The organism is Actinomadura vinacea, from assembly GCF_039532545.1.
Classification (GTDB): domain Bacteria; phylum Actinomycetota; class Actinomycetes; order Streptosporangiales; family Streptosporangiaceae; genus Spirillospora; species Spirillospora vinacea.
In genome coordinates this window covers 54,196-79,858 of record NZ_BAAARW010000045.1, presented here as the reverse complement: position 1 = coordinate 79,858, position 25,663 = coordinate 54,196, and the positions used below count along the sequence as shown (strand labels likewise).

Sequence of the window (25,663 nt, the reverse complement as noted above, 5' to 3'; positions counted from 1 at the left end):
TCAGGCAGCCGCCGCACCAGAAGCGCCAACGGGGACGATCTGTTCCGCGCGGAACGCGACGCCGGATCGGTGCTGCCCGTTGAGGGTCTGTTCCCAGAAGAACCCGACCAGCCCGACCGGGGTTACCACCTGGCCGAGCGTCACCCCCGGGTCTCCCGTGATGGCGACGTTCACCAAGTCGACGCGGCCCGTCTGGTCCGCCGCCGACAGCCCGACCTGAAAGACCGCTTCGCCGTTGCGGTCAACCTTGATCTCTCCCGTCTCCTGATTCACCAGCTTCGGACGTGGCGCAGACACGCACACGAACGTGAGTGCCGAGGTGTCCACCGGGATGTTCCGCATGTGCAGTCTCCTGACCGTCGTTCGTTCCTAGACACATAGGTTACCCAGGAAAGTAGGAAGGTCAAGCGATTGGCCGAAACTTACCTAGGAACACAGGAACCTAAGTCAGGGAGCTATGCTGCTGACATGGGAAAATCCACTCCGGCCGACCGGCGTAAGATCTACGTCCGCATCGCGGACGAGCTGCGCGCAGACATCGCGTCAGGTCGGTATCCGGTCGGTGAGACCGTCCCGAGCATCGCGGCCCTCTGCGACCGCTTCGGCGCCGCCAAGGCCACCGTAGAGCGCGCCCTTGCCGTTCTCCGGGATGACGGCCTCATCATGAGCAGGCAGGGAAGCCCCAGCGTCGTCATAACCAAGCCCGAGCACGACGAAGCCGAAGAGGCGCCCCAGGAGCAGGAGCCGAGCCAGGAGTTCACGCTTCTATGGGGCCAACTCCAGGAGATGAGGGAGCTACTCCGACGCCAGGCCGCCAAGCTGGACGAACTGGACGAGCGGACGAGAAACCTGTGACTCAGCACAGTCCAGACATGGAAGACGGGGCCGATGACGGAACGACGAGGGTAGGGGTCAGGCTTGCCCCTCGTCCACATCACCGGCCCCGCCGCTTGCGAGGCCCCGAGCATCTACGCGCGGGGCACTATCGGCCGAGGCAGAGCGCCTACCGGTCAGGCGAACACCTGAAGATCTTGCCTAGCTCCCACGCCAGTCCTTCCGGCGTAGTCGCCTCCACCAGGCGCCCAGACCGGCCCCAGAACACGGCCGCCCACCAGTGCGACGTGTGTACGCCGTACCAGAGAAACACCCCAGGGAACCGGCGCCGCAGATCCTTCGTGATTGCTGCGATCTCGTCCGGCCCGCGCGCCATCGCCTCAGGCGGACCCGTCACGCCGCACCGTGCCAAGTCGACCGCGCGGGAGTCTCAGCGCCAGCGACCCGCCGCCCGATCTCCTCAGCGCGCGAGAGAAGCTCGTCAAGTTCGGCCGTGATCTCCGCCAGTTCCGTAAGCACGGCCTGACGTTCTTCGTCGGTCAGGGTGACCGTCCTCCTTGCCCTCGTGCCACGCGGGCCGAACGACACGACCCCTTCCACACCGGACGTACGCCGACGACCGGTCATCGATTCCCCTCCTGGGTCACGACCCCCGAGAGCTTGGCCCGCAGGCCAATCGAGTTCTTGGCGTAGAGCTGGCCCCAGTCCGGCCGGGTCGCCGTCCACCGGCCGGAGCTCTCCCGAGTGATCAGCCACCCGGGAAACTCCGACTCCAAAGCCCCCTCCATGGCTTTGACCAGTAGGGACAGGTCGATCTCTGCGTCACTCATGCGCCGCCGCCTCTCGAAGCGACCCAAGAAACCCCGCAGGGCGCACAAGCCGCCCTGTTGTGCAGAACCCAACGTCTCGCCATCAGGCGCCTCCCGACCCAAAGACCAAAGGATTGGTGTATGAGCTAGCCTGGACCTGCCACACGTTGGGCGTCAAGAGATACCAATGGTTTGGTGTTTGATCGAAGTTGACCTTAGGGTGCGGTTAGGTTGCCCTAACAAAGGAAGGAGCGCGTCACATGTCGCCGACCAAGCTCGGCTTTCGCGAGATCGCTAAGGAGATCCGCCGCGAGATTCTGGACGGCCGGTACCCTCCGGGATCCGTGCTGCCTGCGGTTCCTGTGCTGGCCGAGCGGTACGCAGCATCGCCCAGTCTGGTCAACCGTGCGATTCAGGTCTTGGCGGCCGAGGGGAAGGTTCGGCCGCAGCAGGGACGCGGGACGAAGGTCACGTGGTTGCCGCCCCGGGTCCACTCCCCCGCTCGGTTCAACCGCAGCACCCGCGAGGAGGGTGGTGCCAAGGGCGCGTTCGACGCCGAGATCAAGGCGCTTGGCTTGGAGCCCAAGCATGAGATCACCGTTGAGCACGCCGAGCCACCTGCGGAAGTCGCCGACTTGATGAACCTCCCGCACGGTGAGGTGAACTGCCTTGTTCGCCGCCGCCGACTGCTGGCGAGCGGTATCCCGATCGTGCTCAACGCCTCATGGTTCCCGCTATCGATCGCCCAGGGCACGATCCTTGAGGAGGCCGGACCGGTCATCGTCGGAGGTGTCAAGTCCGCCCTTGCCGAGCTGGGCCACCGGCAGACGCGAGCGACTGAGCGGATCACCGACCGCTTGCCCGACGAGGCCGAGGCACTCGCCCTGGAGATCAGCCCCGAGCGCACCGTGTTCGAAATCGTGCACGTCGGACACACCGCCGACGACGCGGTTGTGGAGGTGACCATCACGGTCACGCCAGCGCACTACCTGATCATCGAGAGCAACTTTCGGCTCGACTGACTCCCGCCCGTCCGACCCACCAAGGAGGATCCCAAGCATGATCACGAACCGGGCCCGTGAGTACGCCGCCGATCTGGCCGCCGCCGACAAGGGACTACCGGCGTTCGTCTACGATCTGGGCGCGCTGGACGAGCACGCCGCCGCCATCCGCCAGGCGCTCACCGTCCCCGGAGCGCCGGAGATCTTCTACGCGGCCAAGGCCAACCCGGACGCCCCGATCCTGCGCACTCTCGCCCCGCACGTGGACGGCATCGAAGTCGCTTCAGGTGGCGAACTGGAACACGTCCGCCGCACCCTGCCCGAGGCCCGCATCGCGTTCGGTGGCCCCGGCAAGACCCTGGACGAACTGAAGCTCGCCCTCGACCTGAACGTCGAACGTATCCACGTCGAGTCGCCCCACGAGCTGACGCGACTGGCCACCCTTGCGCGCTCGTATGACCGCCAGGTCGACATCATGCTTCGGGTGAACCTCGCCGGAGACCGTACCGGGGTGGCCCTGGCGATGTCCGGCCCGTTCGGCATGGACCCCGACACCATCGAGGAATGCCGAGCGATCCTCGCCGACTCCCCGCAGCTCCGGCTACGCGGTATCCACGCACACCTCGCCTCAGGGCTGGACGCCGACGCCATGGTCACCCAGTCCCGCGAGATCCTCGACTGGGCCCGCCCCTGGCTGGACAAGGCCGAGGTGACCAACCCCGAGTTCAACCTCGGTGGTGGCATGGCCGTCGACTACGCCGACCCGAACCACCGGTTCGACTGGCAGTCCTACGCCCGCCAAGTCGCCACTCTGGGACTCCCGGGCGAGACGCTGAGGATCGAGCCGGGCAGGGCCGTCAGCGTGTACGCAGGTTGGTACGTCACCGAAGTTCTGGACGTCAAGAAGGCCCACGGCCAGTGGTACGCCGTCCTACGCGGCGGGACCATGCATCTCCGCACACCGGTCACCAAGCAGCACGACCACCCGTTCACCGTCATCCCCCAGAACGGCACCGGCCCGAGCGTCACCGACGAGCCCGTCACCCTGGTCGGGCAACTGTGCACCCCCAAGGACGTCTTCGCCCGCCAGGTCCCCACCCAGCACCTCGCCGAAGGTGACATCGTGACGTTCGCCATGTCCGGCGCGTACGGCTGGAACATCTCCCACCACGACTTCCTGATGCACCCCAAGCCCGGACACCACTACCTCAACGACGAGGAGAGCTAACAGCAGCACGCGGCCGGGAAGCACTTCACCGCCCAGCCGACCACATCCCCACAGGGCCTTCAGGACCGCCACGAGCGGACCCGGAGGCCCTGACCTTTTACAACGACCAGGGCGAGACACCCAGACGAGCCCGGATGAGGACTTTCTATACGTCTTTAAAGGCGCCCCGCTTCGCGGGTCGCCGAGCGGCCGCCCGCCCCGGCACGCCGGGCGTGCGGCCTGTTCCGTCCGGTCCCGCCGCACCGTGTCGCCCGACCGCTCCGACAGCAGCAGGGACCCCTAAAGGACGATCGAGAAGCACCACCAGGGCGACGAGCTTGAGCCCTGTCTCAGCAGATCAGACGGGTCTCGACCGTGACGGCCCCAGCATTGGACGATTGGACGTGCCCGAAGCGAGGGCTTCGCAGCCCCCAGCCCCCCGCGAGCCGGAGCACTCATCCGCGCGAAACGGTCTGTCACACACTCGCGCCGTTCGCGCGGATAAGCACTCCGGTCCGTGGTGAGCGAGGACGCCCAGGTGCCGGGCAGCGGCTTCTATGTGGGATGACTCTTGGGCTGGAATCTGCCCACGGCGCCGGCCACTCCCTTCGGTCGCCCCTACGGGGTGGCCTCCGGCCACGGCAGGCCCCGACCCTGTCAGCGCGGAGAGGAAGCCGCGGCCCTCATGCCGTCGAAGAGGCCCTACCGATGAACCTGCGGAGGCGGAGCGGTGTGCCCCTGAGAAGGAGTCACAGGCCACGACCGCCGGAAGCGGGCAAGAACCCACTCACAGCCGATCCGGACGACCAGAACCGCAATCAGCCCCGCCCCGACCACGATCGGAGCCGCAAGCCACATCCCCCAGCCCATCCACGACGCCAGAGACCACACCAACAGCAGTCCGAAGAGGATCCCCAAGCCGACCACGCCCAGCGCGCCAACGTAGACCCACCGGACGAGGATCGGGGTTACCTGCCGCTCGAACTTCAAGTCGGACAGGGCAGCGAGCAACGAGGCAGGGCGCGCCGAACGGGCACGGTCGTCGGGAGGCATCATGCAGCCAAGATCACCGCATGGAATAAGCACCGGTCAACCGCGCCCAGACCATGCCCCGCGCGTGCCCCACGCGTGCCCCACGCGTGCCCCACGCGTGCCCCACGCGTGCCCCACGCGTGCCCCAAACGTGCCCGTAAGGGCGGTCAATCAGGGGTATTCAGGGGGACTCACGGTAAGAAAGAAAAGGGCCTTCCCCAGGGTGTTTCGCCTGATAGGAAGGCCCTTTTGCTGGTGGTGGCGGGTCCAGGATTCGAACCTGGGTAGGCTAAGCCGACGGATTTACAGCCCGCCATGGATCTTGGCGGCAGTATCCTCCTGACCTGCACCGAGTCTGTTTGGCTGCCTCCCACAGCTCCGGAGCGTTCCGCGTATATTCCGGATCTTGGTATGCGGCTCGACTTGCGCCTTGACCTTGTCCGCTTCCATCCGGTGATCTTGGGTGCATGGTGCCTCCCGACCAACACAACCGCTCTCGTGAACGCTCGTCGCTCGTGGCTGCCCTGCTAGATCTGAAGTTCGAGCGCCAGGTGACGCCGATCCTCGTCCGCTGGGTCTACTTGGCTGCGCTCGTCGTAGTCGCCTTCGGCGTGCTGTTCGCGCTGCTGTGGGTGTGGTCGTTCGCCTCGTGGATGGGGGCGGCCGTCTGGTTGGCTGCTCCGGTCGTCGTCGGCCTGGGCCTGGTGGTGCTCCTCGTCGTCCGTATCGCATGTGAGCGAGTCCTTGCCAGCTTCCACGTGACCATGGGTCGTACACCATCCGCGGACCACATCCCGCCTCGTCGTTGAACGCTTCAACCTGCGGACGCGTGGTGTGCGCTCCCCGTGACGTGCTTGAGCGTGCGGCGTAGCCGCTGTTCTTCCCCCACCTTCCTCCCCCCGGCCCCGACGAGACCTGTACTTAGCGACGGACAGGTTCCGTCAAGGGTGGCGTAGCCATCACGAAGTGACGCGTAGCGCCCTTGACGGGTTCTGGCCGTCGCCATCCTCGACAGATCGGGGTCGGGGGGAGCCCCGTGCCATTCCAGATCAAGCGGCGACATGCTCAACCGAGGTTCGTTAAGGCCGATCTTTCGGCAGTGCGAGCGGGCTGCCTGCCAATGCCGAAGGCACCCCGTAGGGGCGAGCTTGCTCGTTGGCCGGCGGCCTGCGGCCCATGAGTGATGACGTTCGGGCGGCGGCGCGTACCCCGTGGCCGGAGTCAGCCGGGGAACTGGGCGGGGCGCGCGACGCGCGGCCGTCCGGGCCGCCGGTCGGTGACCGGCGCCCACGCCGCACGCGCCGACCGGCGGAGCCGGGCGGCCGGGGCAGCGCGGCGAGCGGCGCCGCCCCTTGATCTCAAACAGCGCAATTCGGCAATGCTCGCTGGCTGCTCGGCGTCACGAGCGGGGACGTCTGCACCGGTCGATAGGCTTCGATGCGCAGGACGGCAGCGCAGGGAGCGGTATGGAGAAGTGGAAGCTCACGTACGTGATCAACGACGGGAGCGGCATGTTCGGCCTAGAGCGGGCAACGGAGTACACGCACGAAGTTGAGTTGGACACTGCCAACTTGGAACGTACGGGCGAGGATGAACAGCGCATTCTAGAGATGATGCGCTCTGCGGTCCGTGAGCACGCGGGAGAAGGCGCGATACTCACGGACGCTGAAGAGGTCACCCGTTAGAACTGGCTCGGCTACGTGCGTCCCGGTAGCGGGCCGAGTAGTACGCGTGATCGCGTGGGTACTCGCGAAGCTGGTCAAGGTTCTGGGCGTATCCGGCTGCGGCGTCGCTGAAGTCACGTACCGCATATGCCCTGTCGGCGCGCTGAAGCTGGGCACGTACCGGATCAAGCCAGTACAGCCAACCCGGCCGGTCCTCGGCATCTGGAGCCTGTAGCGCAAGGTCTAGTGCCTCGTCGGAGAGACGGCGTGCCCGGTCACGCTCTCCGACTGCCGCCGCTGCCATGCCTTCTTGGTGCGCCGCAACGGAAGCGGCTGCCGGTGAGAGCCCATTCGCGCTTCGGCGGGCCAGCTCGGCAGTGCGCAACGCGCGGACGGGGTCACCTCGATCTAGGGCGTAGTGGGAACGCACGCGGTTGACCCATGAGCCAAGGTCTTCGGCTCCGGCGTCGATTGCCCACCCCTGAGCAAGGTCCAACCATGCCAAAGCCGGGCCGCGCTTGCCCTCCTGGGCAGCTACCCATGACAACCAGTGCGCGTGCTCTGCGGCCAAGGTGAGCAACCCATCAGCGACCTTCCCTGACGAATCGGGGAGGCGCTCCGTCACGGCGTCCAACTGGCTGCGGACGACTGGCCAGAGATCAACACCCCCGGCGTTGTCCTCCGCTCGGCGGTAGGTGCCCAACACGTTGGCAATCCAGTTCGCGAGGCTCATGTCAACGCGACCACGGCTCTGAGAGTGGGCGATGCGCTCTCTCAGCTCAACGGCCGGTTGCCAGATGGATGGATCGTCCTGGTGTCGTGCTACGCCGCTCAACTCTTCTGGCACCTCTAGACCGCGAGTGATCCGCTCTACTACCTCGGCGGACGTCACCTGGTGACGCCCCTTCTCGATGTTCGATATGTACGGTTGCGCCATCCCCACCAGGGGCTCTAGCTGGCGCTGCGTCAGACCGGTTACGGCTCGGTAGCGACGGAAGATCACAGCCCAATCGCCCCTTGCCCATGCCGCGCGTAGTTGTGGGTCTGCCCAGGGTTGCGGATCGCTCACGCTCCGACGATACGACGCTCATATACGAGCTGCATATCGGATTCGGTCACTTGCTTCCGCACGATGGTCCTCACCTAATCGCCGATGGGGTCGGAGGTAGCGCGTGAAGGCGAACGACCGGAACGAGTGCGTTGCGTGCATGGGGCGCGGTTGGTCCTGGGTGTCGTCCAGGGCTGACCTGTTGCTCGCGCAGCACAGCTCCGGACGTGGACCGGAACGACGTCGGGAACCCTGCGCCACGTGCCGCGGGAACAAGCGGGCCGAGGTGGCGTAACAAGCTGCGGGACCGGCGACATAGCAAGGAGCTAAGGGGTGGCGGCCCCGTCGCCGGTCCCGCTTTCACTGGAGGTGGGGCGTGGACGTAGTGGAAGCTCCCGTTCCTGACGGGGCCTGGTACCCGGCGGCCCGTGCGCTGACGACCCGGCTGAAGGCTTCGGGCCTTGCGGTCGTGGTGTTGGGGTATGGCGCCGTCCGCGTGTGGAATCCGGCCGGTGCGCCTGACCCGGACGACAAGCGCGGGCAGTTGATGAGTCATGGTCTTCAGCAAGAAGTGCGATGCGGACGCCGGGCTGATGGTCGCCTGTGGTGGTTCTGGGTGTGGTCGGGTCCGACCCGCGACGCTCCTCCGGAACTCGAACCGCTCTGCCCCCTCGAAGATGTCGAGATGGCGGCTGGCCTCATCGTCAAAGTCCTAGCGGTTCCCTTCGCTGAGGCATCGCACGAGGTTGTGTGATGGCAGCCCTTTGGGATGGGTCCTGGCACGCTGAGGACATACGGCGGGCGAAGAGCGCGCTCAAGCGGGACTTCCCCCAAAGCGTCATCTGGTACGGAGAGCGAACCGGATCTTGGTGGGCGTTCGTACGGCTGGGGGAAGGCCCTCGTCTCCTAGAGGCGATCAGTCCTGATGAGCTTCGGGAAGCATTGTCCCAAGCTCTAGCGTGGCCATGGCCGCGCTGAAGAAGTGCCAGCTCAGGAACTAGTGAGGGCGTGACAGCACGGGGCCGGTCTGGTTTCCTTGTGCTACTCGTGTTGTCGAGCTGTTGGCAGGCCCTCATGTCGGATCACAGTGCGTACGCCCCGAAGTATGTCCGGATCATGGAGACACTTCGTCGCCGGATCAAGGACGGGGCCTATCCCGTTGGTGAGCCGATTCCTTCTGAGGCAATGCTCGGCAAGGAGTTCGGGGCGTCACGTCCGACTGTCGTCCGCGCGCTGAATGAGATGCAGCTTCTTGGCGAACTCCAGCGCGAGCATGGGCGGGGCACCTTCGTTAAGGCCCCAGCGTCCTCCGGTCCCGCTCAGCACAGTCGTCCGGGCCTGGCTGTCCTGGACCGCCAGGAAGACGAGACGTCTGTCCGCGTCCTGGAGATCGGCCGTCGCCCCGTAGCGAACCCGATCGCGGTACTGCTGGGCCTGGCCGAGTCGGCGCCGGTCCACCTGCGGCGGTATGTGGGGCTGTACGACTCCATCTCTAGCGAACTGGTCTCGCTCTGGGCTCCGCTCGATGTGGCGCGGGCATCTGGTCTCGACCAAGAGGGCCCGCTTACCGTCCCGGTCCGCCAGCTGCTCACAGCCCGAACCACGGATCGACTGACCCGCGTTGACGAACGGCTCCGGGCTCGGCGTCCCACCGACGAAGAGCGCAAGGCACTCGACCTGGTCGAGAATGAACCGGTCCTTGCGGTGCTCGGCTCGGTGATCGACTCCACGGGACGGACAGTCCTCGCGGTTGAGGTCGTCCTTCCGGGGTCGCTTCACGAACTCGAAGACAGCTACCTCCTGTGACATAGGTCACCTCGATAAGTCGTCTGCGCCTCTTGCGTTTCGATCTTCCTCGCGTAGCCTTCAATACAGCAACTCGACAAACCGAGTTGTCGTCAGGAAGACCTCTCGATGGGAGTGCAAGGATGGCGATTCAGGGTCGGATCCCGGTGAGCTTCGGGGACGTGTTCCCGCACGGCGTCTACGCGACGGGACCAGCGGAACCGCTGACCAACTTCGACACCAAGCGGCAGGAGCTCGACAAGGAGACCGGTCTGCCGGTGTGGGTCGTCGACGTGTACGACGCGGACCCGGACGCGAATCACAAGGCGTCCGCGATCAAGATCAAGATCGATGCGCAGGTGTGCCCGGTGGTGCCGGAACCGGCGTTCGGGCCGTTCCGCCCGGTGGAGTTCGACGGGATGACCGTCACGCCGTGGATCGAGGAGACCGGACGCATGCCCAACGGCGAGATGCGGACGCGGGTGGCGTACTCGTTCCGTGCTCGGACGGTGCGGGCTGCGGGCGGCGGCAAGGGTGCGGGTCGTCCCGCGTCGGCTAAGGACGCTGCCTGATGGCGGGCGGGCGTACCTCGGCGCTGTCGCTGCCCGTCGACGCGACCGCGAGCAGCGAGTTCCGTTCGTTCCGGGCGCGTACTCCGCTGTTCACCGTCTCGGCGGGGCGGGTGCTGGTCACGCTGACGCTTCCCGAGCGGCTGGGGGCGGCGGATGTGGAGTTCGCGCGTGGCCTGGCCGAACAAGCGGCGGCGTACGCGGTGGAGGTCGAGCGGCTTTACCGCTCCGGGCGGCGTCCTTCTGGCCGATCGGGTCGGGGCTCGGGCAAGGGGAGGGCGGCGTGAAGGACTCCTACGGCGACATGCAGATCGTCCTCGGTGAGGGCGCGCACTTCCTCTGCCACACCTACCCCAACGATCCGGAGTCGGGGCCGATTCTGGTGATCGACACCTCGGGCGTGACGTTCCGGCTGACCAACCGTGTCCGCGGCGGGGTGGAGGTCGGCGACGTGCGCAACGCCCGCCGACTGTTGGAGGTCGTCTCCCGCTTCGTGGCCGAGGTCGAGCGGCTGCACGCCCAGAGCAGCGAACGCGCCGAGAGTGCCGCGGAGTCGGCGGCTTGATTTGGGTGGGGCGGCTGGAGCTGGTACCTCCGGCCGCCCCGCTTCTCTGCCCTCCAACCACGAAGAGAAGAGGTGTCCAGGCTATGTCCTGGGAGTTCCGCAAGCTCGGTCCCGGCGAAAACGTCGCCGTAGAGGCCCAGAAAGACCCGTTCGCCGCGCCCAAGTGGGCGCCTCCGGTCTGGCACATGCCCGAGGGGCTGGTGCTGCTCGTCAACGTCGTCCGCGTCCTGGTGCGGACGGTGGTGTTCCTGGTCCGCAACATCGTCCCGGTCTCGGCGGCGGCCGGTCTGGGCTGGCTCGGTTACCGGTTCGGGTGGGTGACGCCCGTGCTCGTCCTGGCCCTGGTCGGCGTGGTCCTGGGGACGTGGGCGGTTGCGGACCGTCCGTCCTTCGTCCGGTACGCGGTCCGTCCGGCGCGGGCCCGGTGGCGGCTGGTGAGGGTGTACCGGCGGGACTGGCAACCGGTCTTGGTCACGGCCGGGCTGACCAAGACCCACAAGGGCCGCGAATACCTGCCCACCCTCGTCCGGGTCCGGTGCGGGCCTACGTCGGATCGCGTGCTGGTGCGCATGCTCAAGGGGCAGGCTCCGGATGCCTGGGAGAAGGTGGCGGCCAACCTCGCGCACGGCTTCGGTGCTCAGCTCGTCCGCGTCCGGGAAGGCGACCGTCCCGGCCGGATCTGGTTGGAGTTCGTCCGCCGAGACGCTCTCGCCGTCCCCATCCCTGCCCTGCCGGTCCCCGATCCGGCTGATGTCGACTTGTCCGGGGTGGTGGTCGGGCGCCAGGAGGACGGGGCGCCCTGGCGGCTGCGGCTGTCCGGGACACATGTCCTGGTCGCTGGGGCGACGGGGGCCGGTAAGGGGTCGGTGATCTGGTCGACGGTGCGGGCGCTGCTGCCGCTGATGCTGGCCGGGCTGGTGGAGGTCTGGGCGGTCGATCCCAAGCGGATGGAACTCAGCTTCGGGCGTTCCCTGTTCGAGCGCTACGGCCGCTACAGCGATGACCCGAAGGGCGGCATGGTCGAGCTGCTGGAGACGGCGGCCGAGGACATGAACGCGCGGGCCGAACAGTTCGCCGGAGTGACGCGCTCGTTCACACCGACGCACGAACACCCGTTCCGGGTCGTGATCGTCGATGAACTGGCGTTCCTGACGGCGTACTGCCCAGAACGGGACCTGCGCAAGCGGGCTGAGCAGGCGATTGGAGTGCTCACCTCGCAAGGGCGGTCGGTCGGTTACTGCGTGATCGGGGCCCAGCAGGACGCGCGCAAGGAGGTCAACAACCTGCGCAACCTGTTCCCCACCCGGATCGCGCTGCGCCTGGACGAGGACGACCAGGTTGACATGGTGCTCGGGCAAGGTGCTCGCGACCGTGGCGCCCTGGCCGACCAGATCTCACCCATCCCCGAGATCGGCGCGGGCGTGGGCTTCGTCCGGCTGGAAACCGTCCCCGATCCGGTCCGCGTCCGCGCGGCGTTCGTCTCCGATGACGACATCCGCGCCATGGTCGCGCTCGGGCTCCCCGAGTCGGGTACCGGGGCCGCCGCATGACACAGCTCACCCTGGACGGCCACGGCTCGGACTCGCCTGCGGCCGAGGAAACCACGGGCGCGGTGGTCAAGAGGTTGCCGCCGCTGGCGCGTGGGGTGCTGGAAGCCGTGGCGGTCGAACACGGGGTGTGCATCCGGCCCGTTCCGATGCGGCGGGTGGACCTGCACACGGGCGCCTCCGAAGTCGTCTACGTCCCGTGCAATCACACCTTGGCCTCGGTCTGCCCGTCGTGCGCCGAACGCAAGCGCAAGCTGCGCGCTGTGCAGTGCAATCAGGGCTGGCACCTGGCCGAAGAACCGGTCATCGAACGTGCCGACCCCGATGAACAACAGCGCTCGTTGATGGAGCTTCGGGCTCGGGCACAGACCGAACGCGACAACGCGTCCGAGACCGGTTCCGCACACGGGGAAGGGGTCGAGTTCTGGGACGGGCTCCTGCGCGAACTCGATGTCGAGATCGAACGCTCGGGAGTCCGCGGTGCCCTCAAGACCGGTGAAGAGACCAAAGGCCGGCGGACTCGCTCCACCCGGCGGCGCCAGGACGCACCCGATCTCCCCCGGCGGCCGGTGGACTCCCGCACGGTCGGGAAGGTGTTCCGCGGCAAGGACGGCAACACCTTCCGACCGTCGATCTTCCTCACGCTGACGCTGGACTCCTACGGACGGGTTCGGGACGGGGTGCCGGTCGACCCGGACGGCTACGACTACCAGCGGGCGGCCCGTGATGCCCTGCACTTCTCCAAGCTGGTCGACCGGTTCGTCCAGAACCTCCGCCGGTTCGTCGGCTACGACGTGCAGTACTTCGCCACCGTCGAACCACAGCGCCGTCTCGCCCCACACCTGCACATGGCCATCCGCGGGACGATCTCACGCGCTGAACTGCGTCAGGTCGTCGCCGCGACCTACCACCAAGTGTGGTGGCCTCCGACCGACCGCGTCGTCTACCCGGGGGATCGACTCCCGGTCTGGGACGACGCGGCGGGCGAGAACGGCGGCTACCTCGACCCCGATACCGGCGTGGTCCTTCCCACCTGGGACGAGTCCCTAGACGCCCTCGGTCAGGACGACGACGCCGAACCTCTGCACGTGATGCGGTTCGGCCGCCAAATCGACGCACAAGGCGTCATGGCAGACTCGCCCGAATCCCGCAAGCTCATCGGCTACCTGACCAAGTACCTCGTCAAGGGCGTCGCCGAATGCCATGAAGCCGAAACCGACGCGCAGCGTGAGCACGTTGACCGGATGGCCGAAACGCTCCGCTACGAGCCGTGCTCACCGACGTGCGCGAACTGGCTGCGCTACGGCGTCCAGCCCAAGAACCCCCGGCAAGGGCTCACCCCCGGCTTCTGCAAAGGCAAGGCACACCGACGCGAACACCTCGGCTACGGCGGACGCCGCGTCCTGGTCTCCCGCAAGTGGTCCGGCAAGACCCTCGCCGACCACAAAGCCGACCGCAAAACCTGGGTCCTCGCCCGACTCGCCGAAGCCGGAATTCCCGTCCTGAATCCGGCCGACCCAGCCGCGGTGCATGTCTGGGAACGGGCGGGGCCTGGTGATCCGGACGTCAAGCCAGTCGAGCAACGGCTGATGCACATGATCAACGAACGCGTCACGCGACGCGCACAACTCGACCAAGCCACCACACAGACCACCCCAGAACTTTCGGCAGCACGGGAGGCAGCGTGAGCACGCGGCGTGATGAGCTTCTCACCGTCGCTCAAGTCCTCGACGAACTCGGCGGCGTCTCGGAACGCACGTTCTACCGCTGGCGCGAGGTCGGGAAGGGTCCTGAGGCTCTCAGACTTCCCAACAAGGAGCTTCGCATCTGGCGGAGTGACCTGATGCGCTGGCTCGGCACCCTGCGGGAGGCGGCGTGAACACCTCCTACAAGGTCACGTTCTGGGAGCTGCGGCCGAACAAATCGGCTCCGAAGCCGGGCAAGCCGTCCAAGGTCATCTCGTACACGGCCCGGTGGACGGTCGGCGGGCGGGAAAGGTCCCAGACCTTCAAGCGGTCAACGCAAGCGAACAACTTCCTCTCAGACCTCCGGCAGGCTGCCAAGAAGGGCGAAGCCTTCGACATCGACTCGGGCCTTCCCCTGTCAATGCTCGCCAAGGAAAAGCCCGTTCAGACGTGGCTAGCGTTCAGCCTGGACTACATCGACATGAAGTGGCCGGATGCTGCTCCGAACAGCCGGGACGGCCTCACGGAGACGATCGCGACTGTGAGCCCTGTCCTCGTGCGGGAGGACGCTCCGAAAGCACCCGATCCCTCGATCCTCCGAACGGCGCTGCGGGGGTACTACCTGTCGCCCGGCGATCGTGAGCGCCGTCGGCCTCCCGAGATCATGGAGGCGCTGACGTGGCTTGAAAAGGTCTCTCTCACCATGGCCGAGGTGCCGGAGCCTCGGAACGTGCGGGCGGCGCTGAACGCGCTTACACGCCTCCTGAACGGCTCTCCGGCGGCGGCCTCGACGGTGGCGCGGAAGCGAGCCGTCCTTCACAACGCTTTCGAGTACGCGGTCGAGCTGGGGGAGTTCGAGCGCAACCCGATCGACAGGGTGAAGTGGACTCCGCCCAAGCTGGCGGAAGAGGTCGATTGGCGCGTCGTGATCGGTCCTCGGCAGATGCGGGAGTGCCTGACGGCGGTTACCTACATCGGCAAGCGTGGGCGGGGCCGACGGCTGCGCGCCCTCTACGCCTGTCTGTACTACGCGGCCCTTCGTCCGGCTGAGGCCGTGGCGCTGTGCCAGGACGACTGTCACCTACCCTCGTCCGGCTGGGGTCGGCTGGTCCTGACCAAGACTCTCCCGGAGACCGGATCACGGTGGACCGACAGCGGCACAACCCATGAACAACGCGGGCTCAAGCTCCGGCCGGTGGACGAGATCCGTACAGTCCCGATCCCTCCCGCGCTGGTCAAGATCCTCCGGGAGCACATCGCCGCGTACGGGACGGCTCCGGATGGGCGGATCTTCCAGACCGAACGGGGCGGCATCGTCGGATCGACCGCCTACGGCGACGTGTGGGCCGCGACTCGGGCTCTGGCGCTCACACCTGCCCAGGTCGCCTCTCCCCTGGCTCGGCGGCCGTATGACCTCCGGCATGCGGGGGTCTCGCTGTGGCTCAACTCCGGTGTTCCGGCAACCGAGGTGGCAGAGCGGGCGGGGCACAGCGTCAAGGTCCTGTTGCAGATCTACGCCAAGTGCATAGAGGGCCAGCAAGACAGGGCGAACCGGCGGATTGACGATGCACTCGACGAGTAGCGGGCGGGCTGTGCCGAACACGTGCCGAAGCGGCGGCCGACTCGACTACCTTGCAGGGACCCCGGTTCACGCCGGGGTCCCTTCCCCGTTCGGGGGTCGACCTGCTGAAACGCTCCGGATTGCATTCCGCGTATATTCCGGGACCAGTGACATGCGGCTGCATCTGGCTGCATCCGGCTGCGGGGCACGAGGTCGCGGCAACAGCACAGCCCCTGACCATCATCCCTGGTCAGGGGCTGTTTCAGCTGGTGTGGCGGGTCCAGGATTCGAACCTGGGAAGGCTAAGCCGACGGATTTACAGTCCGCTCCCATTGGCCACTCGGGCAACCCGCCAGTGGTGTCGCTCTGCGACGGCACTGGAAAGAATAGCGGACGGTGGGAGTGGTCGTGACATCGGGAGCCGTGCGGGGCGGGGCGCTACGCTGAGGCGATACGCGAAAGGTGCGCCGGCGGCGGGGGTGTGCGCGGGCCGGGCGTGCCGTGGTCTGGCCTGTGCGGGTTCGCGTCCCCGGGCCTACTCCGGAGAAGGGCTGGTGTCCCAGTGGCAGATTCTTCTTTTGACATCGTCTCCAAGCTTGATCGGCAGGAGGTCGACAACGCGCTGAACCAGGCGGCCAAGGAGGTCGCGAACCGGTTCGACTTCCGGAACGTGGACGCTGGGATCAAGTGGTCCGGTGAGGTCATCGAGGTCCAGGCCAACACCGAGGAGCGGGCGCTGGCGGTGCTGGACGTGCTCAAGGACAAGCTCGTCAAGCGGGGGATCTCGCTGAAGGCGATCGAGCCGGGGGACGCCAAGGTGTCCGGCAAGGTCTACAAGATCGTCGTGGCGTTGCGGGAGGGCATCTCCCAGGAGAACGCCAAGAAGATCGGCAAGATCATCCGGGAGGAGGGGCCCAAGGGGATCAAGGCCCAGATCCAGGGGGAGGAGCTGCGGGTCAGCTCCAAGAAGAAGGACGACCTGCAGGACGTCATCGCGTTGCTGAAGGGCAAGGACCTCGACGTGGCGCTTCAGTTCACGAACTACCGGTGAGTGTGGCGAGCGCGCCGGTCCCCCTCCCCCGCTGAGGAAGTCCGGCGCGCTCAGTGTGTATGACGGGGTAAACGGGCTGGTGGTTCGTTGCTCTTCGGGCAGAGAATCTTCGCATGGTGTCGTATCGAAGCCCCCGCGAGTGGGAGATCATGCGCGAGGCGGGCCGGGTCGTGGCCCGGACGCTGGAGGCGGTGCGGCGTGCGGCCGAGCCCGGGGTCACCCTGGCCGAGTTGGACGCCGTGGCGGCCCGCACGATCAAGGAGATGAACGCCCGCCCGTCGTTCCTGCACTACCACCCCGACTGGTCGCCGACTCCGTATCCGGCGACGGTGTGCGTCTCGGTCAACGAGGTGATCGTGCACGGGATCCCCGACGGGCGCGTGTTGCACGAGGGTGATCTGGTGTCGGTCGACTGCGGGGCGGAGGTGGGCGGCTATCACGGGGACGCGGCCGTCACGTTCGCGGTGGGTACGCCTGATCAGGCCGGGCAGCGGCTGATGGACGTCACGCGGCGGGCACTGGAGCGGGCCATCGAGGCGGCGCGGCCGGGCGCGCGGATGGGTGATCTCGGGTACGCGGTCGAGCGCACGGCGCGGGAGGCCGGCTACGGGATTTTGGAGGGCTGCACCGGGCACGGCATCGGCACCGCGATGCACGAGGACCCGGAGGTCCCCAATGTGGGGCTTCCCGGGGAGGGGATGGTGCTGCGGGAGGGGCTGACGATCGCGATCGAGCCGATGCTGCACGAGGGCGGGGGCGACCAGGCGGTGATGCTCCGGGACGGCTGGTCGATCGCCACGGCGGACGGCAGCCGCGCCGCCCATTTCGAGCACACGATCGCGGTCACGGCGGACGGGCCTAGGATCCTGACCCTTCCTTAGGGCGGCCCGCCATTCGTTCCAGGCGGGCGATCCGCTCCTCGACGGGCGGGTGGGTGGAGAACAGCCGCCCGATCCCGGCGCCGCGGAACGGGTTGGAGATCATCAGGGAGCTGGTGGTGGCCAGTTCGGGGTCCTGCGGCAGCGGTCGCGTTCTGGTGCCGGCGTCGATCTTGCGCAGGGCGGAGGCCAGCGCCAGCGGGTCGCCGGTGAGGCGGGCGCCGGACGCGTCGGCCTGGTACTCGCGGGTGCGGCTGATCGCCATCTGGACGACCGCGGCGGCGACGGGGCCGAGCACCAGCATCATCAGCGCGCCGAGCAGCCCGGGGCCGTCCTCGTCGTCGTCGCGGCCCAGCGACAGCAGCAGCGCCAGGTGCGACAGGTAGGTGATCAGCGTGGCGATCGCGGCGGCGACGGAGGAGACCAGGATGTCGCGGTTGTAGACGTGCGACAGCTCGTGGCCGAGGACGGCGCGCAGCTCGCGCTCGTCCAGGATCCGCAGGATGCCGCGAGTGCAGCAGACCGCGGCGTTGCGCGGGTTGCGGCCGGTGGCGAAGGCGTTGGGCTGCATCGTCTCCGAGACGTACAGCCGGGGCATGGGCTGGCGCGCCGAGGTGGCCAGTTCGCGGACGAGCCGGTACAGCATGGGCGCCTCGACTTCGCCGACCGGGTGGGCGCGCATGGAGCGGAGGGCGATGCGGTCGCTGAAGAAGTAGGCGACGCCGTTGCCGCCGATCGCCAGGATCAGCGCGAGCGCCAGCCCGCCACCGCCGCCGGCCGCCCATCCCGCGGCGAGCAGCAGTGCCGACAGCGCGGCGATCAGTGCCGCCGTCCTGACGCCGTTGAACCGCACGTGCCCCCCGTTCGTGTGACTACCGGTTGAACGGGTCGACGTGCCCGAATCGTTCCCGCTGGTCAGGTGACCGCCGAGACGGTCTGCAGGACGAGCTGCGGGGCCGCGCTGAGCACGATCGCGCCGGCCGCGGTGGCGGCGATCGCGGCCCTCACGGCCGGGCCGGCGTCGGCCGCCTCGGCGGGGCCGGGGGCGAAGAGCCGGGCGGCCCAGGCCAGGTAGTAGTAGAGCCCGATCACGGTGTTGATCGCCATGACGACGGCGAGCCAGGTGACCCCGCCGGCGACGGTGGCGCGGAAGACGACGACCTTCGCGAACAGCCCCATCACGCCCGGCGGCAGTCCGGCCAGGCAGATCAGGAAGAAGGCGAGGGCCGCGGCGGCGGCCGGGCTGGTGCGGGCCAGGCCGCGGAAGTCGTCCAGGGTCTGCCAGCGCCGCCGTCCCGCGTGGAAGGCGATGACGACGGCGAACGCGCCGAGGTTCATCGCCGCGTACAGGGCGACGTAGGCGGTGGTGGCGGCGACCGCCTCGGGGAGCCGGCGGGCGCCGACCGCCAGCGGGGCGATCATGTAGCCGGACTGGGCGATGGACGACCAGGCCAGCAGCCGGATCGCGGTGCGCTGCCGCAGCGCCATGAGGTTGCCCAGGGTCATGGTGAGGGCCGCGAGCACGGCGACCAGCGGCCCCCAGACGTGGCCGTAGGCGGGGAAGCCGAGGGCCAGGACGATCGCCAGCCCGGCGAACCCGGCGGCCTTGGACACCACTGAGAGGAACGCGGCGACGGGCAGCGGCGCGCCCTGGTAGACGTCCGGTGCCCAGAAGTGGAACGGGACCGCCGCGACCTTGAACCCGAACCCGGCCAGGACGAGCACGACGCCGACGGCGGCGACCGGTTCGAGGTCGGCGGGCAGCCGTTCCAGGGCGGGCGCGATCCGGTCCAGGTGCATGGCGCCGGTCGCGCCGTACACGAGGCTGATCCCGAACAGCATGACCGCGGCGGAGACGACCGAGACCAGGAACAGCTTGAGCGCGGCCTCGGAGGCGGCGCCGTCGTAGCGGCGCAGCGCGACCAGTGCGAACACCGGCAGCGAGAGCGTTTCCAAGGCCACCACGAGCAGTACCAGGTCGCGGGCGGCGACCAGGGTGAGCGCGCCGATGATCGCGGCGAGCAGCAGGAAGTGGTACTCGCCCGCGGGCATCTTGGACGCGCCGATCTCGCGCAGCGACAGCAGCACGACGATCAAGGCCGCGGCCAGCACGATGCCCTGGAACAGCAGGGTGAAGTCGTCGGCGACGTAGGAGCAGGACGGCGGGCCGCCGGCGCGCAGATCGCCGGGCAGGCAGAACGTGGCGCGGCGGTCGCCGGCGGCCAGCGCCACGACGGCCGCCAGCGCCGCCGCGAGGGCGCCGCCGCAGATCGGGCCGAGCAGGCGGCGCGGGACGTCGAAGGCGTCGGCGAGCAGCAGCGCGACAGCGCCCACGGCCAGGATCAGCGGCGGTGCGATCGCCGCGTAGTCGATGCCCTGGATCATCGCTCAGCCGCCTCCCAGGAGCGCGCGGACCGGCGCGGTCGTCACGTCCAGCAGTGTCTTGGGCCAGAGGCCGACCAGCAGGGTGAGCGCGATCAGCGGCGTCCAGGCCGCGTACTCGTACGGCGAGATCGCCGCGACCGGTCCGGCGGCGCCCGGACGGCCATGGGTGATCTTGGCGAGCAGGCGGAGGAAGTAGGCGGCGGTCAGCACGGCGCCCAGCGCGGCCACCGCCATGAACGTCACGAACGTCTCGCGCGGCAGCCCGGCGTGCGGCTGGTACGAGCCCATCAGCGCCAGCAGCTCGCCCCAGAACCCGGCCAACCCGGGCAGGCCCATGCTGGCGACGCACGCGAAGGTGAGGAACGCGGCGAGGCGGGGCGCGGCCGCGAGCATGCCGCCGCCGAGCGCGTCCAGGTCGCCGGTCCCGTACCGGTCCTTGACGGCGCCGGCCAGGAAGAACAGCAGGCCGGTGATGAGGCCGTGCGCGATGTTGCCGAAGAGGGCCGCGTTGATCCCGACCGGGGTGAGCGTGGCGATGCCCAGCAGCACGAAGCCCATGTGCCCGACCGACGAGAACGCGATCATCCGTTTGAGGTCGCGCTGGGCCAGGCAGGCCAGCGCGCCGTACACGATCCCGGCGACCGCGAGGAACCCCAGCCAGGGCGCCCAGAACTCGGCGCCGTCGGGGGCGGCGGGCAGCGCGACCCGGACCAGGCCGTAGGTGCCCATCTTCAGCAGCACCCCGGCCAGCAGCACCGAACCGACCGTCGGCGCCTCGGTGTGCGCGTCCGGCAGCCAGGTGTGCAGCGGCCACATCGGCGCCTTGACCGCGAAGCCCAGCCCCATCAGCAGGAACGCGGTGATCTGGACGCCGCGGGTGACGCCCGAGCCGTGCCGCGCGGCCAGCCCGGTCATGTCGAGGGTGCCCGCGTTCACCGCGACCAGCAGCATCCCGGCCAGCAGCAGGCCGGAGCCGAGCAGCGTGTAGAGGATGAACTTGTTCGCGGCGGCGCGGCGGGCCGGCCCTCCCCAGCGCGCGATCACCACGTACATCGGGATCAGCACGACCTCGAAGAACACGAAGAACAGCACCATGTCGAGGGCGACGAAGGTGCCGAGCAGGCCGACCTCCAGGACCAGCAGCAGCCCGACCAGCAGCCGCGCGGCGCCCCCGGCCGGCGGGTGCTTGGCCAGGTGGACGAAGCAGAGGAAGGTCAGCAGCGCGGTCAGCACGACCAGCGGCAGCGAAATCCCGTCGACGCCCAGGTGGAACCGCAGCCCGATCGCGGGCGCCCAGGCGCCGTCGACCTCCAGCTGCATGCGGGAGGTGGCGCCGAAGTCGAACGCGGCGGCCGCGGAGACCGCGACCAGCAGCGCGGCGCCCGACACGCCCAGGCCGTACCGGCGGACGGCGGCGTCGCCCGGCAGGAAGCGGTCTGCCGGAAGCAGGAGCAGCAGCGCCCCGGCCAGCGGGATCGCCGTCATCAGCACGAGGATCATAGGAAGATCACCACTCCGGCCGCGATGACGACGACTCCGGCGAGGAGGCCGGTGAGGTAGGCCTGCGGATTGCCGTTCTGCGGCCTGCGCAGCGGGCCTGCCAGCCGGCGTGCGACTCTGGCGGTGCCGACGACGAGGGCGTCCAGCCCCCGGCTGTCGAACGCGACGACCCGCCAGGCCAGCGCCCGCACGGGACGGACGATCGCGAACGCGTACGCCTCGTCCACGTAGAAGGCCCTGGCGAAGAGCGTGCGCACGGACGTGCCGAGCACCCGCACGGGATCAAGGGCCGGGTCCTTGTTCCAGACGAGGAACGCCGCCCCGCCGCCCACCGCCGCGAGCAGCAGCGCCAGCAGCGCCGACCCCGCGTGCGGACGCAGCTCGGGCGCCCCGAGCCCGAAGAACCCGAGGATCGCGGCCGGTACGGCGAGCGCCGCGACCGTCCACGACATGAGCTTGGGCGCCTCCCTGATCTCGTACCCGCAGCGCGGCTCGCCGAAGAAGGTCATCAGCCAGGCGCGCATCGCGTAGGCGGCGGTCAGCGCCACCGTCACCAGCAGCCCCAGGTAGATGGTCCAGGCCGCGGCGGCCGGGATGTGCGGGAGCGTCGTCCGGGCGGCACCGCCGGTCGCGAGCTCGCCGCCGTGCAGGGCGGTGTGCTGGGCCGCCTCGATGATGGAGTCCTTGCTGAACCAGCCGCTGACCGGCGGGACGCCCACCAGCGCCGCCAGCCCGATCGTCGTCGACCAGAACGTGATCGGCATACCGTGCCGCAGGCCGCCGTAGTCGCGCAGCAGGTTCGACCCGGCGACCAGGATCACGCACCCGGCGGCCAGGAACAGCAGCGCCTTGAACGCCCCGTGCGTGAGCAGATGGAAGATCGCCCCGGTCTCGGTCCCGGTGGCGAGCCCGGCCGCCATCACCGCGAGCTGGCTGATCGTGGAGTAGGCCAGCACCCGTTTGAGATCGTCCTGCGCCAGCGCGGCCAGCGCCGAGCCGGCCATCGAGACCACCGCGAGCAGGCCCAGCACGGCCAGCGCCGCCGGGACGGCCAGGAACACCCCGTACAGCCGGGCCACGACGTAGATCCCGGCGGCGACCATGGTGGCCGCGTGGATCAGCGCGCTGATCGGCGTCGGGCCCGCCATCGCGTCCGGCAGCCAGGTGTGCAGCGGGAACTGCGCGCTCTTGCCCGCCACCCCGGCGAGCAGCAGCAGCGCCGCGGCCGTGACGGTGCCGTCCGGCAGCGCCGGGAGGCGGGCGAGCACGCCGTCGACCGTGAACGTCCCGGCGCCCAGGCCCAGCACGATGATCCCCAGCAGGAACCCGACATCGCCGAGCCGGGTGACCAGGAACGCCTTGACCGCGGCCCGCGAGTTGGCCCGGTCCTCCCAGTGGTGCCCGATCAGGAAGTACGAGCAGATGCCCATGACCTCCCAGCCGGCGTACAGCAGGATCAGGTCGCCCGCGTACACCACCAGCAGCATCGCGGCGGTGAACAGCGACACGAACGCCGCGTAGGAGGAGTAGCGCGGGTCCTTCTCCATGTACGCGACCGAGTAGAGCTGCACGGCGAGCGCGACGCAGCAGACCATGAGGCCGACGACCGCGGCGAGGCCGTCCACCAGCAGGCCGACCTCGATCTGGACGGTGCCGGTCGGGACCAGCGTCAGCGTGCCGGTGCGGGCGCCGGGCTCCCGCCAGACGGCGACCGCGACGATCGCGGCGAGGACGGTCGCGACGGCTATCGGCAGGCAGGCGATGAGCGCCGGGCCGTCGCGCAGCGGCGAACGCCGGTCCGCCTCGGTCTCCGTCTCTGTCTTCGTCTCCGGGGGCACGGGCGCGGGGCCGCGGGCGCGCAGCAGGCGGGAGAGCCGGGGGCCGAGCAGCAGCCCGGCGAACGCCGCCGCGAACGGCAGCAGGATCACCAGTGCGGCGAGCGCGATCACCGGACGCCTCCCTCGGTCCGGGCTGCCTGTTCGGCGGGCGGTTCGGCGGGCGGCTCCCCGCCGGACTCGCGTTCCGGCCCGGACCCCGCGAGGGCCGGGACGGTGCCGTCCTCGGCCAGCGTCCGCAGCCGGTCCACCTCGATCATCCGGCGGTTGCGGAACACCAGCAGCACGATCGCCAGCCCCAGCCCGACCTCGGCCGCCGCGATCACGATCGTGAACAGCGTCAGCACCTGGCCGCCGTGCAACCGGTCGCGCAGCCACACGTCGAACGCCACCAGGTTGAGGTTGACGGCGTTCAGCATCAGCTCGACCGACATCAGGACGAGGATGGCGTTGCGGCGTGCCAGCACGCCGTAAACGCCCACGGAGAACAGCAGCGCGGACACCACCGTCGGGTACGCGAGATGCATCAGCGCTCGCCCTCCCCGGCGCCCGCGTCGGCGTCGGCGTCGGCGTCGGTGTCGGCGTCGTCGGGGGCGTCCGGGCCTATGTCGGAGCGGGACAGCACGATGGCGCCGACCAGCGAGGCCAGCAGCAGCACCGACAGCACCTCGAACGGCAGCACCCACGTGCGGAACACGCCCGCGCCCAGCGCCTCCGCCGACCCGCCGCCCGCGCGCAGCCGTATCGAGGCGTCGCCGAAGCCCATCACCATCACCGTCACCAGCACCGCGGCGGTCGCCCCCGCGACCGCCAGCGCCGCCCACCGGTTGCCCGAGTCCAGCTCGGCCGACTCCCCGATCGGCGCCCGGGTCAGCATGATCCCGAACAGCAGCAGCACGACCACCGCGCCGACGTAGATCAGCACCTGCACCCAGGCGACGAACTCGGCCGTGAGCACCAGGTAGCCCCCGGCCAGCGCGCCGAACGACACCACCAGCCACAGCGCCGCGTGCACCAGCTGCCGCGTCGTCACCACCAGGATCGCCGACCCGACGGTCACCACCCCGAGCAGCGCGAAGACGATCTCCTGCCCGGTCATGCGGGCCCTCCCCGGGCACCGCCCCGCGGGCCGCCCCCCGCGCCGCCGCGGGCGGGGCGCGCCGCGGCCTTCTCCGCGGCCGACACCTCCTTGGGCGGCTCGGCGCCGGGATCGTGCGCCTGCGGCGGCGGGACCGTCCACATCCACTCGCGCAGCCGATCCTTCTCGTGGGTCAGCTCGGCGATGTCGTACTCGGCGTACTCGAACTCCGGCGACCAGAACAGCGCGTCGAACGGGCAGACCTCGATGCAGATCCCGCAGTACATGCACAGCGCGAAGTCGATCGCGAACCGGTCCAGCACGTTGCGGGTGCGCGCCCGGCCGCCGCCCTCGGCGGGCAGCGTCTCCTTGTGTGAGTCGATGTAGATGCACCAGTCGGGACACTCGCGTGCGCACAGCATGCACACCGTGCAGTTCTCCTCGAAGAGCGCGATCACCCCCCGGCTGCGCGGGGGCAGGTCCGGTTGCACCTCCGGGTACTGTCGCGTGATGGAGCGCCGGGTCATCGTCCGCAACGTGACCGCCAGCCCCTTGGCCAGTCCGCCTCCTGGTAGCCGTCCCACGGGTCACCATGATTCCGTACTAACGGCCGCGGGGGAACGTGGCAGCCCCCGCGTTCGTCAGACCAGACGTGACCGGCCGTGCCGATCACTCGTCCAACGGTGAGGAGGGGACGTGGACCACAACGTGGACGGTCCTCCCGACAAGGAACGTGACCAGGGCGAGCCTCGGCACCGGCCGCCGTCCCAGCCGCCCGGCCACGCTCCAGGGCCGGGCGCGGGTCCGGGTCCGGGTCCGGGCCCTGGTCCGGGGGCGGGGCATCCGACCGGGCCGTTCCGGCGCCCGCCGCACCCCCACCCCGGTTCCATCCCCGGCCGGCCGCCGATGACGCCGGGCTGGCGGCCGGGGCTCCCGGTCCCGCCGGTCCCGCCCATGCCGCCCTCCCTGCCGAGCCAGCTCCCCATCACGCCCGGCGTGCCGCGCGGCATCCTCTGGTCGCTGGTCCCGCTCCTCACCTTCGGCTACGGCACCCCCTTCTCCTTCATGTTCGCGGCGCTGCGGAACCGTTCGGCGGGCCTCGGCGCGACCGCGGCCGGGTACGGCGTCGTCCTGTCGGCCGCGATGGTGGCGATGGTCTCGGGGGGCATCGGCCTCCCCGTGATGGGCATGATCATGATGTTGGTGCTGTGGCTGGGCGGCACCGCGCACGCGTTCGCGGTGCGGCCGTCGGTGTTCCCGCGCGCCTCCCCGCACAGCCGCCGCAACGAGCACGCCGTCAAGCTCGCCCAGTACCGCCGGACGCTGCGGGACGAGGCGCGCGCGCTGGTCACCGAGGATCCGGCGCTGGCGCACGAGCTGCGGATCGGACGGCCCGACCTGCCGCGCGGCTACGACGACGGCGGGCTGATCGACGTCAACCACGCCCCGGCGGCAACCCTGGCCCTGCTCCCCGGCCTGACCGAGGAGCTGATCGAGCGGATCGTGCGGCACCGGGACGAGCAGGGCGGCTTCATCTCGGCCGAGGAACTGGCCGTGGACGTCGACCTGCCCCCGTCGCTGCTGCCCCAGCTGTCCGAGTACGCGATCTTCCTGCCCTGACCGTCCGCC

The 25,663-nt window shown here is 69.1% G+C and carries 27 protein-coding genes, 1 tRNA gene and 1 pseudogene; 17 read left to right on the top strand and 12 right to left on the bottom strand.

Annotation, left to right across the window (positions count from 1 at the left end):
- Positions 1 to 342 (bottom strand): SCO3933 family regulatory protein, encoded by a 342-nt coding sequence (locus ABD340_RS45145; RefSeq protein WP_344598007.1) that lies wholly within the window; start codon positions 340 to 342, stop codon positions 1 to 3.
- A 126-nt stretch (positions 343 to 468) separates the two neighbouring features.
- Here ABD340_RS45145 and ABD340_RS45140 point away from each other — a divergent pair, with 126 nt between their 5' ends.
- Positions 469 to 855: a GntR family transcriptional regulator gene (locus ABD340_RS45140; protein ID WP_344598005.1), complete on the top strand. Its 387-nt coding sequence runs from the start codon at positions 469 to 471 to the stop codon at positions 853 to 855.
- Between the two features lie 602 nt (positions 856 to 1,457).
- Here ABD340_RS45140 and ABD340_RS45135 read toward each other — a convergent pair.
- On the bottom strand, positions 1,458 to 1,664 hold the full coding sequence (locus tag ABD340_RS45135) for a hypothetical protein (RefSeq protein ID WP_344598004.1): 207 nt from the start codon (positions 1,662 to 1,664) through the stop codon (positions 1,458 to 1,460).
- A gap of 239 nt (positions 1,665 to 1,903) precedes the next feature.
- On the opposite strand from ABD340_RS45135, the gene ABD340_RS45130 reads away from it, so the two are divergent.
- Together ABD340_RS45130 and ABD340_RS45125 are read left to right on the top strand one after the other, a co-directional pair.
- Entirely contained in the window at positions 1,904 to 2,665 is a 762-nt protein-coding gene (locus tag ABD340_RS45130) for a GntR family transcriptional regulator (protein ID WP_344598002.1), read from the top strand.
- Positions 2,666 to 2,702: 37 nt separating this feature from the next.
- A complete protein-coding gene (locus tag ABD340_RS45125) occupies positions 2,703 to 3,872 on the top strand; it encodes a type III PLP-dependent enzyme (protein ID WP_344598000.1) in 1,170 nt (389 codons plus the stop codon).
- A 681-nt stretch (positions 3,873 to 4,553) separates the two neighbouring features.
- Here ABD340_RS45125 and ABD340_RS48265 read toward each other — a convergent pair.
- Entirely contained in the window at positions 4,554 to 4,904 is a 351-nt protein-coding gene (locus tag ABD340_RS48265; protein ID WP_425547542.1) for a DUF4282 domain-containing protein, read from the bottom strand.
- A gap of 446 nt (positions 4,905 to 5,350) precedes the next feature.
- Here ABD340_RS48265 and ABD340_RS45120 point away from each other — a divergent pair, with 446 nt between their 5' ends.
- Both ABD340_RS45120 and ABD340_RS45115 read left to right on the top strand, forming a co-directional pair.
- Positions 5,351 to 5,692: a DUF4282 domain-containing protein gene (locus ABD340_RS45120; protein ID WP_344597998.1), complete on the top strand. Its 342-nt coding sequence runs from the start codon at positions 5,351 to 5,353 to the stop codon at positions 5,690 to 5,692.
- Positions 5,693 to 6,349: 657 nt separating this feature from the next.
- Positions 6,350 to 6,568 carry a hypothetical protein gene (locus ABD340_RS45115; RefSeq protein ID WP_344597996.1) on the top strand — a complete coding sequence of 73 codons (219 nt, stop codon included), beginning with the start codon at positions 6,350 to 6,352 and terminating at the stop codon, positions 6,566 to 6,568.
- Here the strand turns inward: ABD340_RS45115 and ABD340_RS45110 are convergent.
- Positions 6,558 to 7,616: a helix-turn-helix domain-containing protein gene (locus ABD340_RS45110; protein WP_344597995.1), complete on the bottom strand. Its 1,059-nt coding sequence runs from the start codon at positions 7,614 to 7,616 to the stop codon at positions 6,558 to 6,560. The two genes, ABD340_RS45115 and ABD340_RS45110, sit on opposite strands and share 11 nt — an antisense overlap.
- Before the next feature lie 355 nt (positions 7,617 to 7,971).
- Here ABD340_RS45110 and ABD340_RS45105 point away from each other — a divergent pair, with 355 nt between their 5' ends.
- The 9 genes from ABD340_RS45105 to ABD340_RS45065 all read left to right on the top strand — a co-directional run bounded on the left by ABD340_RS45105 (position 7,972) and on the right by ABD340_RS45065 (position 15,328).
- Positions 7,972 to 8,349, top strand: a complete 378-nt coding sequence (locus tag ABD340_RS45105) for a hypothetical protein (protein ID WP_344597994.1) — start codon at positions 7,972 to 7,974, stop codon at positions 8,347 to 8,349.
- Positions 8,350 to 8,711: 362 nt separating this feature from the next.
- Positions 8,712 to 9,401 carry a GntR family transcriptional regulator gene (locus tag ABD340_RS45100; protein ID WP_344597992.1) on the top strand — a complete coding sequence of 230 codons (690 nt, stop codon included), beginning with the start codon at positions 8,712 to 8,714 and terminating at the stop codon, positions 9,399 to 9,401.
- Between the two features lie 122 nt (positions 9,402 to 9,523).
- Complete coding sequence (locus ABD340_RS45095; protein ID WP_344597991.1) at positions 9,524 to 9,952, top strand: plasmid replication, integration and excision activator; 429 nt, start codon at positions 9,524 to 9,526, stop codon at positions 9,950 to 9,952.
- Positions 9,952 to 10,236, top strand: a complete 285-nt coding sequence (locus ABD340_RS45090) for a hypothetical protein (protein ID WP_344597989.1) — start codon at positions 9,952 to 9,954, stop codon at positions 10,234 to 10,236. Before ABD340_RS45095 ends, ABD340_RS45090 begins: the two co-directional genes overlap by 1 nt.
- Positions 10,233 to 10,514 (top strand): hypothetical protein, encoded by a 282-nt coding sequence (locus ABD340_RS45085; protein WP_344597987.1) that lies wholly within the window; start codon positions 10,233 to 10,235, stop codon positions 10,512 to 10,514. The genes ABD340_RS45090 and ABD340_RS45085 overlap by 4 nt, the downstream gene beginning before the upstream one ends.
- Positions 10,515 to 10,597: 83 nt before the next feature.
- Positions 10,598 to 12,064: an FtsK/SpoIIIE domain-containing protein gene (locus ABD340_RS45080; RefSeq protein ID WP_344597985.1), complete on the top strand. Its 1,467-nt coding sequence runs from the start codon at positions 10,598 to 10,600 to the stop codon at positions 12,062 to 12,064.
- Complete coding sequence (locus tag ABD340_RS45075) at positions 12,061 to 13,749, top strand: replication initiator (RefSeq protein ID WP_344597983.1); 1,689 nt, start codon at positions 12,061 to 12,063, stop codon at positions 13,747 to 13,749. The genes ABD340_RS45080 and ABD340_RS45075 overlap by 4 nt, the downstream gene beginning before the upstream one ends.
- Positions 13,746 to 13,940: a helix-turn-helix transcriptional regulator gene (locus tag ABD340_RS45070; RefSeq protein WP_344597982.1), complete on the top strand. Its 195-nt coding sequence runs from the start codon at positions 13,746 to 13,748 to the stop codon at positions 13,938 to 13,940. The genes ABD340_RS45075 and ABD340_RS45070 overlap by 4 nt, the downstream gene beginning before the upstream one ends.
- Positions 13,937 to 15,328 carry a tyrosine-type recombinase/integrase gene (locus tag ABD340_RS45065; protein WP_344597981.1) on the top strand — a complete coding sequence of 464 codons (1,392 nt, stop codon included), beginning with the start codon at positions 13,937 to 13,939 and terminating at the stop codon, positions 15,326 to 15,328. Before ABD340_RS45070 ends, ABD340_RS45065 begins: the two co-directional genes overlap by 4 nt.
- A 251-nt stretch (positions 15,329 to 15,579) precedes the next feature.
- Here the strand turns inward: ABD340_RS45065 and ABD340_RS45060 are convergent.
- Positions 15,580 to 15,661 (bottom strand) — tRNA-Tyr (locus ABD340_RS45060).
- A gap of 208 nt (positions 15,662 to 15,869) precedes the next feature.
- On the opposite strand from ABD340_RS45060, the gene ABD340_RS45055 reads away from it, so the two are divergent.
- On the top strand, positions 15,870 to 16,358 hold the full coding sequence (locus ABD340_RS45055; protein WP_344597980.1) for a YajQ family cyclic di-GMP-binding protein: 489 nt from the start codon (positions 15,870 to 15,872) through the stop codon (positions 16,356 to 16,358).
- Positions 16,359 to 16,471: 113 nt separating this feature from the next.
- Positions 16,472 to 17,239: a type I methionyl aminopeptidase gene (map, locus tag ABD340_RS45050; RefSeq protein WP_344597978.1), complete on the top strand. Its 768-nt coding sequence runs from the start codon at positions 16,472 to 16,474 to the stop codon at positions 17,237 to 17,239.
- On the opposite strand, the gene htpX is transcribed toward map, so the two are convergent.
- From htpX to ABD340_RS45015, 7 genes and pseudogenes are all read right to left on the bottom strand, one after another.
- Positions 17,217 to 18,089, bottom strand: coding sequence for a zinc metalloprotease HtpX (gene htpX / locus ABD340_RS45045; protein ID WP_344597977.1), 873 nt, complete (start codon positions 18,087 to 18,089; stop codon positions 17,217 to 17,219). The genes map and htpX overlap by 23 nt on opposite strands.
- Positions 18,090 to 18,151: 62 nt before the next feature.
- Entirely contained in the window at positions 18,152 to 19,621 is a 1,470-nt protein-coding gene (locus tag ABD340_RS45040; RefSeq protein WP_344597976.1) for an NADH-quinone oxidoreductase subunit N, read from the bottom strand.
- A 3-nt stretch (positions 19,622 to 19,624) separates the two neighbouring features.
- Positions 19,625 to 21,121, bottom strand: a complete 1,497-nt coding sequence (locus ABD340_RS45035) for a complex I subunit 4 family protein (RefSeq protein WP_344597975.1) — start codon at positions 21,119 to 21,121, stop codon at positions 19,625 to 19,627.
- Positions 21,118 to 23,070 (bottom strand): NADH-quinone oxidoreductase subunit 5 family protein, encoded by a 1,953-nt coding sequence (locus tag ABD340_RS45030; RefSeq protein WP_344597973.1) that lies wholly within the window; start codon positions 23,068 to 23,070, stop codon positions 21,118 to 21,120. Before ABD340_RS45030 ends, ABD340_RS45035 begins: the two co-directional genes overlap by 4 nt.
- Positions 23,071 to 23,180: 110 nt before the next feature.
- Positions 23,181 to 23,483: pseudogene (nuoK, locus tag ABD340_RS45025) on the bottom strand (NADH-quinone oxidoreductase subunit NuoK); the annotation flags it as partial.
- The gene (locus ABD340_RS45020; protein WP_344597969.1) at positions 23,483 to 24,055 is read right to left on the bottom strand and encodes an NADH-quinone oxidoreductase subunit J family protein; all 573 of its coding nucleotides are present in this window, start codon (positions 24,053 to 24,055) and stop codon (positions 23,483 to 23,485) included. The gene ABD340_RS45020 and the pseudogene nuoK, both read right to left, overlap by 1 nt.
- Positions 24,052 to 24,618, bottom strand: a complete 567-nt coding sequence (locus tag ABD340_RS45015; RefSeq protein WP_344597967.1) for a NuoI/complex I 23 kDa subunit family protein — start codon at positions 24,616 to 24,618, stop codon at positions 24,052 to 24,054. Before ABD340_RS45015 ends, ABD340_RS45020 begins: the two co-directional genes overlap by 4 nt.
- A 112-nt stretch (positions 24,619 to 24,730) precedes the next feature.
- On the opposite strand from ABD340_RS45015, the gene ABD340_RS45010 reads away from it, so the two are divergent.
- Positions 24,731 to 25,654, top strand: coding sequence for a ComEA family DNA-binding protein (locus ABD340_RS45010; protein WP_344597965.1), 924 nt, complete (start codon positions 24,731 to 24,733; stop codon positions 25,652 to 25,654).
- The last annotated feature ends 9 nt before the right edge of the window (positions 25,655 to 25,663 follow it).